The 14,002-nt window shown below is 31.8% G+C and carries 15 protein-coding genes; all 15 read left to right on the forward strand.

Annotation, left to right across the window (positions count from 1 at the left end; all coding sequences use genetic code 11):
* The first annotated feature begins 25 nt into the window (after positions 1-25).
* The 15 genes from neuC to QY331_07375 all read left to right on the forward strand — a co-directional run bounded on the left by neuC (position 26) and on the right by QY331_07375 (position 14,001).
* A complete protein-coding gene (gene neuC / locus QY331_07305; GenBank protein ID WKZ71057.1) occupies positions 26-1,159 on the forward strand; it encodes a UDP-N-acetylglucosamine 2-epimerase in 1,134 nt (377 codons plus the stop codon).
* The gene (locus QY331_07310) at positions 1,156-2,217 is read left to right on the forward strand and encodes a nucleotidyltransferase family protein (protein WKZ71058.1); all 1,062 of its coding nucleotides are present in this window, start codon (positions 1,156-1,158) and stop codon (positions 2,215-2,217) included. Before neuC ends, QY331_07310 begins: the two co-directional genes overlap by 4 nt.
* Before the next feature lie 22 nt (positions 2,218-2,239).
* Complete coding sequence (locus tag QY331_07315) at positions 2,240-3,094, forward strand: imidazole glycerol phosphate synthase cyclase subunit (GenBank protein WKZ71059.1); 855 nt, start codon at positions 2,240-2,242, stop codon at positions 3,092-3,094.
* A complete protein-coding gene (gene hisH, locus QY331_07320) occupies positions 3,091-3,756 on the forward strand; it encodes an imidazole glycerol phosphate synthase subunit HisH (GenBank protein ID WKZ71060.1) in 666 nt (221 codons plus the stop codon). The genes QY331_07315 and hisH overlap by 4 nt, the downstream gene beginning before the upstream one ends.
* 3 nt (positions 3,757-3,759) lie before the next feature.
* A complete protein-coding gene (locus tag QY331_07325; GenBank protein ID WKZ71061.1) occupies positions 3,760-4,950 on the forward strand; it encodes an N-acetyl sugar amidotransferase in 1,191 nt (396 codons plus the stop codon).
* A 58-nt stretch (positions 4,951-5,008) separates the two neighbouring features.
* Complete coding sequence (locus QY331_07330) at positions 5,009-6,121, forward strand: N-acetyl sugar amidotransferase (GenBank protein ID WKZ71062.1); 1,113 nt, start codon at positions 5,009-5,011, stop codon at positions 6,119-6,121.
* 42 nt (positions 6,122-6,163) lie between these two features.
* Positions 6,164-6,628 carry an L-2-amino-thiazoline-4-carboxylic acid hydrolase gene (locus QY331_07335; GenBank protein ID WKZ71063.1) on the forward strand — a complete coding sequence of 155 codons (465 nt, stop codon included), beginning with the start codon at positions 6,164-6,166 and terminating at the stop codon, positions 6,626-6,628.
* Positions 6,629-7,094: 466 nt separating this feature from the next.
* Entirely contained in the window at positions 7,095-8,108 is a 1,014-nt protein-coding gene (locus tag QY331_07340) for an N-acetylneuraminate synthase family protein (protein WKZ71064.1), read from the forward strand.
* A gap of 1 nt (position 8,109) precedes the next feature.
* A complete protein-coding gene (locus QY331_07345) occupies positions 8,110-8,868 on the forward strand; it encodes a hypothetical protein (protein WKZ71065.1) in 759 nt (252 codons plus the stop codon).
* On the forward strand, positions 8,861-9,850 hold the full coding sequence (locus QY331_07350) for a Gfo/Idh/MocA family oxidoreductase (protein WKZ71066.1): 990 nt from the start codon (positions 8,861-8,863) through the stop codon (positions 9,848-9,850). The genes QY331_07345 and QY331_07350 overlap by 8 nt, the downstream gene beginning before the upstream one ends.
* The gene (locus tag QY331_07355) at positions 9,838-10,656 is read left to right on the forward strand and encodes an SDR family oxidoreductase (GenBank protein ID WKZ71067.1); all 819 of its coding nucleotides are present in this window, start codon (positions 9,838-9,840) and stop codon (positions 10,654-10,656) included. Before QY331_07350 ends, QY331_07355 begins: the two co-directional genes overlap by 13 nt.
* Positions 10,650-11,192, forward strand: coding sequence for an acyltransferase (locus QY331_07360; protein ID WKZ71068.1), 543 nt, complete (start codon positions 10,650-10,652; stop codon positions 11,190-11,192). Before QY331_07355 ends, QY331_07360 begins: the two co-directional genes overlap by 7 nt.
* Positions 11,193-11,370: 178 nt before the next feature.
* Complete coding sequence (locus QY331_07365; GenBank protein ID WKZ71069.1) at positions 11,371-11,910, forward strand: GNAT family protein; 540 nt, start codon at positions 11,371-11,373, stop codon at positions 11,908-11,910.
* On the forward strand, positions 11,900-12,910 hold the full coding sequence (locus QY331_07370; GenBank protein ID WKZ71070.1) for an SDR family NAD(P)-dependent oxidoreductase: 1,011 nt from the start codon (positions 11,900-11,902) through the stop codon (positions 12,908-12,910). Before QY331_07365 ends, QY331_07370 begins: the two co-directional genes overlap by 11 nt.
* The gene (locus tag QY331_07375; GenBank protein ID WKZ71071.1) at positions 12,907-14,001 is read left to right on the forward strand and encodes a DegT/DnrJ/EryC1/StrS family aminotransferase; all 1,095 of its coding nucleotides are present in this window, start codon (positions 12,907-12,909) and stop codon (positions 13,999-14,001) included. The genes QY331_07370 and QY331_07375 overlap by 4 nt, the downstream gene beginning before the upstream one ends.
* Position 14,002 lies beyond the last annotated feature (1 nt).

Genomic DNA, 14,002 nt, shown 5'->3' on the forward strand with positions numbered 1-14,002 from the left:
TCTTCCTAAAATAAGATTAACTAAATTGGAACGACAAATAAAAATCGCATTATTAACTGCGGGTAGATCAGATTACAGTATTTATCTACCCCTTATGAAAAAGTTAGTTTCTGAAAAGCATTTAAACCTTAATATTATTGCCTTTGGCTCCCATCCTTATAAAGAATTTGGCAGAACAGTAGATTTTATTGAAAAAGATGGTTTTAAAGCTAAATACATTGTAAGCGCTCTTGAATCCGATTTTTCACCGGAATCAATAGCAATAAGTATGGCTAATACAATAAAAGAATTTGCTCATATTTATGAAAAAGAAAATTATGATTTGATTTTCGCTTTAGGAGATAGATTTGAAATGTTTGCAGCAGTATCTGCATCAGTTCCATTTAACATTCCTGTAGCTCATATTCACGGCGGTGAAAGTACGTTAGGTGCAATTGATGATAAATTTAGGCATTCTATTACATTGATGTCAAAGTATCATTTTACTTCAACTGAAAATCATGCTAAGAAAGTAGCTATATTAATTGATTCTGATGAGTTTGTTTATAATGTGGGTGCACTTGCGTTAGATAATATTACGGAAATGCAGTTATTATCAATAGATGAATTGAAAAAAGAACTTGAGATAGATTTTACAAAACCAACACTGCTAGCAACGATTCATCCTGAAACCATTAATTTAAATGTAAACTCAAAGTTGGTAGAAGAATTTATTAAAGCAATTGAGCTATCTGGCTACCAAATCTTGATTACGCTTCCAAACAATGATACTTCTAATCAATATATTCGTAAAGAATTGCTGAAATTTAGTGAAACTAATAAAAATGTTTTCGCCTTTGATGCACTTGGACCTTTAAAATATTACTCTTGTATGAAGCATTGTTATGCAGTGATTGGTAATTCATCAAGTGGTATTATTGAAGCAGCATCTTTTGGAAAATACGTAATAAATATCGGTGATCGTCAGAAAGGTCGTGACCGAGGGGAAAACATAATTGATACTCCAATTGACGCAAATCAAATAAAAAAGAAAATTGAAGAAATAAAAAAAATGCCGGATTTAGATAAAAAAAATATCTACGGTGAGGGTAATACAGCTGATAAAATTATTTCAATAGTAAAAAGATTTTATTTCTCACCTGGAAACCAATTGGTATGAAAAAGCAATTCAAAAATATTTTAATTGACAAAACAGCGACTGCAAAAGATGCTATTAAGCAGCTTGATAGAAATTTAGAAAAAATTCTTTTTGTCGTTGATGAGAGCAATAAACTTATCGGTTCTGTTACAGATGGTGATATAAGACGCTGGATTCTTAAAGATGGTGATTTATCAATTGAAGTGGACAAGGTTTGTTTCAAAGGTACATTCTTTGTCCAGCATGATTATAACATAGATAACATTAAGAGAGAAATACGCAAGAGAGAAATTTCTTATGTACCGGTAGTTAATGATGATCACATAATAGTCGAATTTCTAACGTGGGATAATTTGTTTGACAAGAAAATTATTCGTAAAATAAAAAATAAAATTGATGCCGCAGTTGTTATCATGGCTGGTGGTAAGGGGACAAGATTGGATCCATTCACTAAAATTCTTCCTAAACCACTTATTCCCATTGGCGATAAAACAATACTTGAAGTAATAATTGAAAAGTTCACAGCTTATCAACAAGATGAATTCTATATATCAGTTAACCACAAAGCCAAAATAATAAAATCCTATTTTGAAGAAATACAACCAAGCTATAAAATCAAATATATTGATGAGGAAAAACCTTTAGGAACAATCGGTGCTCTTAAAAAAATTGATGGCGAAATCAAAAAGAATATGATTCTAACTAATTGTGACATAATTATAGAAGCAGATTATACGGATATTTTAGAGCATCATATTAAAGAAAAAAATGATATAACAATTGTTGCTTCATTAAAACATTATAATATTCCTTACGGTATATGTGAAATTGAGAACGGTGGAATACTTATTGACATTAAAGAAAAACCGGAATATGACCTTCTGGTTAATACAGGTATGTACGTTCTCAAACCTGAAGTTCTAAAACATATTCCAAAAGATGAGTTCTTTCACATAACACATTTGATAGAAAAAATAAAATCGACTCACAAGATTGGTATTTATCCAATAAGTGAAAACTCCTGGATTGATATTGGTGAGATGACCGAATATAAAAAGGCTCTAAACAAATTATTGTAGTTAAAGAAGCAGTAGACTAAATATGTCAAAAAATATTAGAATTATTCCTAGATTAGATATAAAAGGACCTAATGTGGTCAAGGGAGTGCATCTAGAAGGTCTTCGGGTATTAGGTAAACCTGATGAAATGGGGAGATTTTATTATGAAAATGGAGCTGACGAATTATTTTATCAAGATACAGTAGCAAGTCTCTATGGGAGAAATCATCTTGATGATCTAATAAGAAAGATAGCTAAAGAAATCTTTATTCCACTCACGGTTGGAGGTGGGTTACGCACTATCGATGATATGCAAAAAGTCCTACTTGCTGGAGCAGATAAAATAGCAATAAATACTACGGCAATAAAAAATCCCGAAATTATTCAATCTGCCTCTAAATATTTTGGCTCTTCAACAATAGTTATTTCCATCGAAGCTATCAAACAACCCGATGGCAACTATTTAGCTTTTACTGACAATGGAAGAGATTATACTGGAATTGAGGTAGTTCATTGGGCAAAAAGAGTTGAAGAGTTAGGAGCTGGGGAGATAGTAATCACTTCTGTAGATAGAGAGGGGACGGGGCAAGGGTTTGATTTGGAATTGGTAAAGAGAGTTTCTGAAGCCGTGGGTATTCCAGTTATCGCACATGGTGGAGCTGGAAATATTCACCATATTTACCAGGTTATTATAGCTGGAAAAGCTGATGCAGTAGCCATTTCTTCAATTCTACATTATAATTTTATTAAAGATTATAATATAGAGATGGATAGATTTAATGAAGAAGGAAATATAGATTTTTTAAAAAGCGGTAAAGAAAATCAACGAATTGACTCAACTAATTTATTAGAGATTAAAAACTACTTGTTCAACAAAGGTATTAATTGTAGATCATGATAAGGAATAGCAAAAAGAAAAAAATAGTTATAATTGATTATAAGATGAGTAATCTTTATAGTGTTCAAAATGCTCTTAAATTATTCCCACTTGAAGTCATTATTTCAAGTGATTTTCATGATTTGGCAAGTGCTGATGCAGCAATTTTGCCTGGTGTAGGCGCTTTTAAAGAGGCAATGAACAGTCTAAATCGACTTGATTTTATTTCTCCGATTCATGATTTTATCGATAGCCGGAAGCCTTTTTTAGGCATTTGTCTTGGTTTTCAACTTTTGTTTTCTGAAAGTTTTGAGTTTGGTTTCTATAAAGGATTAGGTGTCTTCGAAGGTGAAGTATTGTCACTGAAAAAAAATATAATAACGGAAAAAATACCTCATATTGGTTGGAATAAAGTTTATTTTGAAAATAATAGTGATTCAAAATCTTCATTTTTGCGTAGACTTGCATCAGAAGATTTTTTTTATTTTGTACATTCATTTTTTGTTAAACCACAATTAGAATCTATCTCTCTTGGAAAAACTTTCTACGATGATTTTAAATTTTGTTCTGCCGTAATGCATGAGAATGTCATAGCGACTCAATTTCATCCAGAAAAAAGTGGATCAGTTGGGCTAAGTTTCTTAAATAATTTTTTAGAAATGAATAATCTAATAGGAGATTAATAAATGTTTGAACGTGGTAATCTTGAAAGGCAATTACTAAAATTACCGGAAGTCGTCAAATTATGCAAATTATGTGGCTATAGTAATCAAAGGCCACGAATACTTTTTGACGAGGACGGTGTTTGTAGTGGTTGTAAAAACAATCAGTATAAAAATACAATTGACTGGGATAAAAGAGAGAATGAGTTAATCAAACTTCTAGACAAACATAGAAAAAACGATGGATCATTTGATGTCATAGTTCCAAGTAGCGGAGGTAAAGATTCAGGATATGTTGCACATCAGTTAAAATATAAATATGGTATGCATCCCCTTACTGTTACATGGAGTCCACTTGAATATACTGAAATTGGATTCCAAAACCTTCAATCTTTTATTAAAGCAGGATTTCAGAATATTCTGTGCACTCCAAATGGTAGATTTCAACGCAAACTCGCAAGATTATGTTTTGAAGAGTTAGGTGATGCTTTCCATGTTTTTGTACTTGGTCAAATCTCATATCCTTTTCATATGGCTGTTAAGCATGGAGTAAATCTAATATTTTATGGAGAGAATGGTGAGGCTGAATATGGTGGAGATCCAAAATATTTTGATAAACCATATAAACCTGTTGAAGAATTCGTTGATCATTTTTTTAAGGGAGTAACTTTCAGGGAATTATTGGAATACGGAGTTAAAAACAAAGACTATTTGACGAAGGATGACTTTGATGAATCCGACCTGACTTTTTATGAACCTCCCAAAATTGAAGATATGAAAAAGATTGGGATTGTTGGTAAACACTTTTTTTCATATTACAAGAAATGGATCCCTCAAGAAAACTATTATTACGTTACTGAAAATATGGGTTTTAAAGCAAATCCTGTGCGTACCGAAGGAACTTACTCAAAATATGCTAGCCTTGATGACAAGATGGATGGAATGCATTATTATTTAAGATATATAAAATTTGGGTTAGGAAGAGCTATGGAAGATGCGGCTCACGAAATTAGAGATGGGCATCTAACCCGTGAAGAGGGTATCGCTTTGATAAAAAAGTATGAAGGTGAATTTCCCAAAAAATATTTTAATGATTTTTTAGAATATTTAGAGATAACCGAAGAACATTTTTGGGAAGTAATTGATTGCTGGAGACTTCCTCATATATGGAAAAAAGAAAATGGGGAATGGAAATTGAGATTTGAGTACGAATAATATGGATGCTCAAATACTGAGTAATATAAATTTTATAATAATAACTTAGGTGATTCATATGAAATATTGCAAAAACTGTATCATGCCCGATACAAGACCAAATATTTTCTTTCATGAAGATGGAATTTGTGCCCCATGTAAAAACCATCAGAGAAAACAGACTATAGATTGGGATAAGAGGTGGTTTGAACTTAAGGAACTTGCTAATACTTATAGAGGTAGTAATGGAAATTATTATGATTGTATTATAACAGCAAGTGGTGGAAAAGATAGTCATTATCAAACATATATTTTCAAAGAAAAACTCAAAATGAACCCATTAATAGTGTCAATTGATAATTTTTCATGGACAGAAACAGGAAGGAAAAATTGGTCTAATTTGTTGACAACTTTCGGAGTGGATGCTCATGTTATGTCACTCAATCCTCAGGTTTGTAAAAAAATGTTTCGTAAAGCATTCTTCAAACTTGGTTCACCCACATGGTACTTTGATCTTGCTATATACGCTTATCCTTTACAAATTGCAATCAAATTAGGGATACCTTTAATAATCTATGGTGAAAATACTAATTATGAGAGGGGCGGAGCTGTCAACACCGATTCACCGAGCGCATTAGAGCAGATTAATAACGACGTGGTAAAACCTGTACCTTGGGAAGAATGGCTAGATAACGAAATTCAACTGAAGGACGTGCAACCAGCAATCTATCCATCGAAAGAACTGATCGCAAATGCAAAACTTAACCCAGTGTTTTTAAGTTATTACGTACCTTGGAGTAGTCACGGCAATTATGAATTCGCTAAATCTAGGGGTTTTAAATCTTTAGAAGATACTGGCGAGTGGATACGCGATGGCTTTATAAATCAATATGATCAAATTGATACAATCGGATATTTAGTTCACACTTGGATGAAGTTTGTGAAGTTTGGACATTGGATTTCCACTGATTATGCCTCGCTCTATATAAGAGAAGGCAAAATGACTCGTGACGAAGCACTTAAATATGTCAATGCAGAAGAATATAAACTGGACAAAAAAATGCTTAATGATTTTCTTTCTTTTACAGGTATTACTGAAAAGGAGTTTTGGGATACAGTTGATAAATTTGCAAATAAGGAAATAGTGGAGAAGAAGGATGGTGTTTGGAGATTAAAAGTGCCTGCACATTAAACTAAATATCTTTTTCCTTTAAAAATAAAAAAGAAAAGTAATATGAAAATATTCAGAGACAAAGTGTATTTAGAGAAGAAAAAGAATTTGCTTTCTACTTTAAGTTTTCTTAAAGCAATAGACTCAAACTTGCCATTACAAAAAGCTATTGAAATCGCCGATTATGCTGCTGCTAACTATTTAATTACTTATTACGAAGAAGTTTTTGATGGTACTGAGCCGGCTTCACAACAACGTTTTGACAGGTTTAGAGAGCATTATCTTCAACACTCTTTAAAAAGTTCGTATTGTGAAGTGATAGAGTCCACTGAAACATATTTAAAGGTTCAATTCCTGAGATGTCCATTTGTTGAAATTCTCGATGATGAAAAACTACTTCATTTTGCTGAATCATCGTGTAAATCTGATCAGGCTTTTACAGAAAAATTATTACCTGGAGTAAAATTTAATCGATTAAGTTCAATTGTTGCAGGTGAGCAAAAGTGTATCATGGAATGGTCCAAATAAATTTTAACAATGTACTTTTATGATTTTTGATAGTCTTAAAAACATTTCTCTTTATAATTACTTTTTAAAAGAAATGTCCGATTTTATCAAAGAAGTAGATTCCCCTTCCATATCAAGTGATAGTATATTTTATAAAAAAATATTAAAACAATAATTAATAAATTTTATACTGAGAAAAATATTGATAGTATTCTTGAAAACCATAGCGAATGTATTGATTCTTACTTTGTTATTTTTTGAGCAGAGAGGATTTTCCTTGTGCAAGTTAATACATCATAAAATATAAAGAATATGATGCGGACAAAAACTACGAATTACACAATAAAACTGGAAATGAAAACTCAACAGTTCTATTAAAAAAAGATTTTTGTATTTTCTTTCAAATTGCGGTAAATAAACCAGGCTGAGAATAAATGACGAGGCGTGTTTTGTTAAAAAATAGTTTTTATAATTTAAGTAAAAGGTCATGAAAAATAAAATAAAACTTATTGCAGAAACAGCTTGGCATCACGAAGGAGATTTTGAGTTTATAAAGGTTTTATCAGAAAAAATTCTGAGTGATTCCAAAGCAGACATTATTAAATTTCATCTCTTGTTGGACATTGATGAATATATTGATAGAAATTATTCTTTATTCAATACTTTAAATAAATGGATGCTGAAAAAGGAGCAGTTGGAATTTTTATTAGAATTAACAATCAATAATGAAAAAGAATTGATGCTATTGTTCAATGATAAAAAGTCAGTAGATTTTGGAATGAAATTTAATCCATATCTCATAGAAGTTCACTCTACTTGTCTCAATGACATACATTTACTTGAACATATTAGGAATAATATAAGTAAAACTCAAAAAATAGTCTTGGGAGTCGGTGGATCTACCCTATATGAGATTGAAAATGCGATTGAAATATTGCAATCCAAGAATATAATTTTAATGTTCGGATTCCAGAATTATCCTACAGAATATGCAAATATCAATCTCAGAAAAGTTAAAAAAATTATGCAAATGTTTCCTGATTTTGAATATGGTTTTGCCGATCATACTGCTTGGAATGAAAAAAACAATGTTTTGATTACACTTCTTGAAGCCACTTTAGGAATGAATTATATAGAGAAGCACGTAACACATCGATTTGGAGTAGAAAGGTGTGATTGGCAGGCTGCTATTACAATTGAAATGTTTAACGAAATTGCTGATAAGTTGCGGATTTTAGAACAATTGAATGGAGATGGGCTTCTAGGTCTAAACGCTGGAGAGAAGAAGTATTCCACTTTTGGCCCAATGAAAAAAGCACCATTTATTTCTAAAGATGTTACTGAAAATGACTTCCTTACACTTGATAATTTAATATTTAAGAGAAGTAATCAAGAATCCGATTTATCTCAACTAGACGTGTTAGAAAAAATAGGTTCTAAATTTAGGAGAAATTTAAAAGCCAATTCTATTTTGAACAGCAGTCATTTTACTAGAGAATAAAATGAAAATTGGATTTTTAATTACAGCAAGGTTAAAATCAACACGTCTTCCAAACAAATTAATTTTGAAGATATTTGACAGAGAAATAATTCGATGGATGATAGATAGATTGAAGCTATCAGATCAGTTACATAACATAATCATTTGTACTTCTCTTAACAGTCAAGATGATCCTTTAGAAAAGATAGCTTTGGAAGAAGGCATAAATTGTTTTCGAGGAAGCGAAGAAGACGTACTTAAAAGGTTGTTGGATGCGGCACTTCTCTTTAATTTAGACTATATCGTTAATGTTACTGCGGATTGCCCGTTGGTTTCATTCGAATACATTAGTGAGATTATTAAAGAGTTTAAAAAATCAGAGGCTGATTTAATACGTTGTTTGGATTTACCTCACGGACTTTTTTCATATGGCATAAAAATTAACGCTCTCAGTAAAGTTTGTGAAATAAAATCAAGTAACTCAACAGAAGTATGGGGAAAATACTTTACCGATACTGGATTATTTAATGTAGTTGATTTAGTAATTCCAGAAACCCTAAAAAGATCGAATTATAGATTAACTCTTGATTATCAAGAAGATTATGATTTTTTTATGGCAATATTTAATTATTTCGGACTTGACACATATAAAAAAGGCATTAGCGAAATAATCTCTTTTTTGGATGAACATCAGGAAGTTGTAGAAATAAATAAAAATTGTCGCGATGCATTTAAAGTAAACTGGGAATCACAAAATAATTATAGTGTCAAAAGTGAATAGAATTTTGATAGTTGGCTTAGGCTCAATTGGATTGAGACATCTAAATTGTCTTTTAGAAATTGGTGAATACAATATTGGAGCACTTAGGACTAACCGTGGAACTTTAACTCCAGATTTATCGCTGTTGGAAAAAATAAAAATTTTCACAGATTTAAATGAAGCAATAGGTTGGAACCCCACTCATGTAATTATAAGCAATCCAACAAGTCTTCACTCACACTACTTCAAGATCTTCAGTAAATTGAATTTACAAGTCTTTGTTGAAAAACCTTTTTTGGGTGATATTGACTTGACTTTATTAAGTGATGACTTTCTTAATATAATCAAAAATACACCTGGGATGGTAGGATTTAATTTGAGATTTCATGGATTATTTAGAGAGATCAAAAAAATAATTCAAAGTTCAGTTTACGGAAAACCTCTGTCCGCATGTTTAATGGTAGGGTACTATTTGCCATTCTGGCATCCCTATGAAGATTACCGCAAGAGTTATGTAGCAAATAAAAATTTAGGTGGGGGAGCAATTCGAACGTTATCACACGAAATTGATTTGTCGCAGTATTTATTTGGTAAATTTAAGAAAGTATTTACAAAACTTGGTAAAGTGAGTGAATTAGAAATTGATGTCGACGACACTGCAGATATATTGCTAGAGACAGAATTATGTACCAGAATTAGTATCCATAATGATTTATTAAGTCCTCAAATTAAGCGAAAAGGATACATATATTTTGAAAAAGGATACCTTGAATATGATTTCATTAATGCAGAAATTAATTATACATCTTACGAAATGCGACAGCCTCAAGTAATATATAATCAGAAAGAGGATTATGATTTGCAATATAAATCACAAATGACTGACTTTCTTAGAAATTGTAATGATACCGGTTGTACTTTTTCTGAAGGCTTAGAAGTCGACAAGTTAATTGCGTACAGCATGATAAGTAATAATAATGGAGTGGAAATATGTTTGATTTAACTGGTAAAGTTGCAGTTGTTTTTGGGGGTAGCGGTTATCTTGGTCTTGAATTCTGCAAATCATTACTAGAATTTGGTTCCATTGTCTATAGTGTGGATGTTAATATAAAGGACAATTCTGAGATATACGCTTTAAAAGAACAATATCCCGAAACTTTTTTTCTCGAGAAAGTTGATGCATCAAATAAAAACGATTTAATTGTGTTGCGAGATTCTATTATAGAAAAAGAAAAAAAAGTTGATGTGCTTGTCAATTCCACTACGTCGAAAGGTAATGACTTTTATCTCCCATTTGAGGAAGTTTCTTTGGAAGGTTGGGAAATAGGATTATTAGGTAATCTTACAATCCCTTTTCTGGCGACACAAGCTTTCATCCCAATCATGAAAGAACGCAAATCGGGTTCTATCATTAATATCTCTTCTATATATAGCATTGTTGGCAATGATCAAAGAATTTACGAAGGTTCCAATCTTCATGAAATTTATACTAAAGACTCACCTAATATTAAAAGAATTTATTCGCATGGAGTTTATAATGCAGCAAAGGGAGGACTAAATGCATTTACAAGATATTTGGCTGCATACTATGGTAAAGATAATATCAGGGTAAATACTATAACACCGGGAGGCATATATTATCCTTCGGAAAATGCGGAATTTAATAAAAAGTATAGTGACAAAGTGCCGTTAGGAAGAAAAGCAAATAGAAATGAAATTAATGGTGCGGTAGTTTTCTTGGCTTCAGATGCTTCTAGCTATGTTACTGGCCATAATCTTGTAGTTGATGGAGGGTATACAATATGGTGATTTTTGAACGTATTAAATTTTGGCAAAATGCTGATAGAATTGGTCCCGATATTCCAATTAATCATTATAAATTGTACTTTAAAACTCTGGGTCGAAAATTATGTCAAAAGAAGTTTAAATATTTTGGAGAGGGTGCTGAATTCAGACCGGGTGCTTATGCGATTGCATGTTCAAAAATTTCAATTGGCAAAAGGGTAGTAATTAGACCATCTACGATGTTATTTGCTGAAACTCTTGATGCTGGAGGGGAGATTACAATTGAAGATGAGGTCCTAATTGGATCGGGAGTCCATATATATACGACTAACCATAGATTCAATGATCCTAATCAATTAATTATCAATCAGGGTTCAAATGTTGCAGATGTTATCCTTGAGAAGGGGTGTTGGTTGGGTGCAAATGTTATCGTGTTGCCTGGGGTTGTTATTGGGGAAGGTAGCGTTGTTGGTGCAGGAAGTGTGGTCACAAAAAGTATACCCAAAAAAGTTTTAGCAGCAGGAAATCCAGTAAGAATAATTAGAAATATAGGCCCATAATAAAAATCATGCATCAATTATCGAATATGAAATCTAATTACTTATTTATTTCATTTCGCATAAAAAATACTTTTTAAAAATCTGTAAATAAAAACGATAATAGGAATAATTTCATTCAAAATATAAGAAGATAATTAATTAATATGACTTCAAAGACTAATAATACAATAGTTTAAACATGCTTGTTGGCGAGTTAGTATGTTTAGGTCCAGTTGAAACATTCCATTTGAAAAAAATTCTAGAATGGCGAAACAATGAATTTTTCAGAAAACATTTTAGAGAACATAAAGAAATATCATATAGCCAGCAATTGAAATGGTTTCAACAAATCGATAATAAAAATAACCTTAATGAATATATGTTTGCTATTTATTTAACAAAGTCAAATGAGTTTATTGGTGTTTGTGGAATCAATCATATAGACTGGATTAATAGAAATTGTCAATTATCACTCTTTATCGGTAAAAATCTACTTTATATTGATAATAATGGTTGGGCTAATGAATCTGTGAAATTATTAGAAAAATATACATTTTTTTCGTTAAATTTAATAAAGATATATGTCGAAGTATATGAGTTTGATTCTCAAAGATATGGTTTATTAGAGAGTCTAGGTTATGAGAAAGAAGCGCGATTGCAAAAGCAAATATACAAGGACGGAAAATTCTACGATTCTTTTATTTACTCAAAATTTAAAAAGGATACAAATGACAATTAAAAATAGTACAATTTTAGTCACAGGAGGAACCGGTTCTTTTGGAAATTTTATTACTAACCGATTATTAAATAGTGATGTTAAAGAAGTAAGAATTCTGAGTAGGGATGAAAAAAAGCAATATGATATGAGGATTCACTATGAAGACCATCCAAAATTGAAATTTTTTATTGGCGATATTCGAGATCATGTGCGTGTTGAAGAGGCGATGGAGGGTGTAGATATTGTCTACCAGGCTGCTGCATTAAAACAAGTTCCAACATGTGAATTCTCACCAATGGAGGCAGTTAAGACTAACATTAGTGGTGTCAGTAATATTATTAACTCAGCTTTGAGACATAAAGTTAAAAAAGTTATAACCGTTAGTACAGATAAAGCTGTAAAACCTGTTAATGTAATGGGAATGACAAAAGCAATACAAGAGAGATTAATTATTAGTGCCAACCATTCTCCGATGAATAAAGGTACCAAACTTTGTTGTGTAAGATACGGAAATGTGATGAGATCCAGAGGTTCGGTTATCCCATTTTTCAGAAGACAATTATCAATGAATCAGACCTTATCCATCACTGACGTGGGAATGACCAGATTTCTATTAACCTTGGGCGATGCAATTGATTTGGTTATTTTTGCTACCGAAAATACCGAAGGGGGTGAAACATTTGTAAAAAAAGCACCTTCTGCGAAGATATTGGATCTCGCAAAAATCTTATCTGAAGATGAGGGAAAACCGTTCAATTACAAAGTAATCGGCAAATATCCTGGCGAGAAATTACATGAGATCCTGATTACTGAAGAGGAATTACAAAGAACAATTGATATGGGAAATTATTTTAAAGTCAACCCTTGGTGGATTAAAGAAGTATTCGAGGATCTTAAAAAGGAATATTCTTCGGATGATGCTGTTGTTGAAGACGACAGATTAGTAAGAGAATTAATTCAAAGATCAGATGAAGAAATGAGTAAGGTTAGTGTTGAAGAAGGAGAATTTTCTAAAATATGACAACTATTCCACTAGTTAGGTCATTTCTTCCCCCAAGGGAAGAATTACTTGCATCACTAGAAAATGTTCTGTATTCAGGATATATCGCACAAGGTAAGTTTGTTGATGATTTTGAATCAGAGTTCGGAAAATACATTGAAAATAATTTAGTAGTATCATTAAACTCTGGAACAGCTGCACTACATATAGCATTAGTGCTTGCTGGAGTGGGGAAAGGGGATGAAGTAATTAGTACCGCTCTGACTGCAGAACCTACAAATCTTGCAATAAAAATGACTGGTGCAAAAATAGTTTGGGCCGATATTGATCCGAATAATGGAACTATGAATCCCTTCGATGCCGAATCAAAAATTACGGAAAAAACTAAGGCAATATTACCAGTTGATTATGCAGGTATTCCAGTAAATATTAATGAATTTATAAGAATTAGCAAGCAATACAATATATCGATTATTGAAGATTCAGCTCACGCGCTTGGGGCAAAGTACAACGGTGAAAAATTAGGGAATCATTTCCCTTTTGTTTGTTTTTCTTTCCAGGCAATAAAACATTTGACAACTGTTGACGGAGGAATGATTGCTTTTAATAATCAAGAAAATTATGAAAAAGCTAAATTAATTAGATGGTTTGGAATAGACAAAAAACTATCTCGAATAGAAAATGATATAAAGTTGCAAGGCTATAAATATCATATGAATAATGTAACTGCGGCAATTGGTCTTTGTCAAATGAATTATATCGATTCTGTTATTAGCAAATATATTAGTAACGGAATATATTATGACAGTTCACTTAAAAATGTTCCGGGGGTGGAATTATTAAAATACTACCCTGAGTCGGAACCTTCTTACTGGATTTATACCCTAAAAGTGGAAAAAAGAGAAGATTTAATAAAAAAGCTTGCGGAAAACGGCATTATGGCATCGGAGTTGCATAAAAGAAATGATAGTCATTCTTTTTTTTCCAAGTCAAAATGTGAATTGCCAAATCTAGATAAGTTTTATAGTAAAATGTTGCATATTCCTTGCGGTTGGTGGGTTACTGATGAAGATAGAGAGAAAATAGTTGACATTATTAAAAGCGGTTGGTAAA

The organism is Melioribacteraceae bacterium (assembly GCA_030584085.1).
Lineage (GTDB): Bacteria > Bacteroidota > Ignavibacteria > Ignavibacteriales > Melioribacteraceae > SURF-28.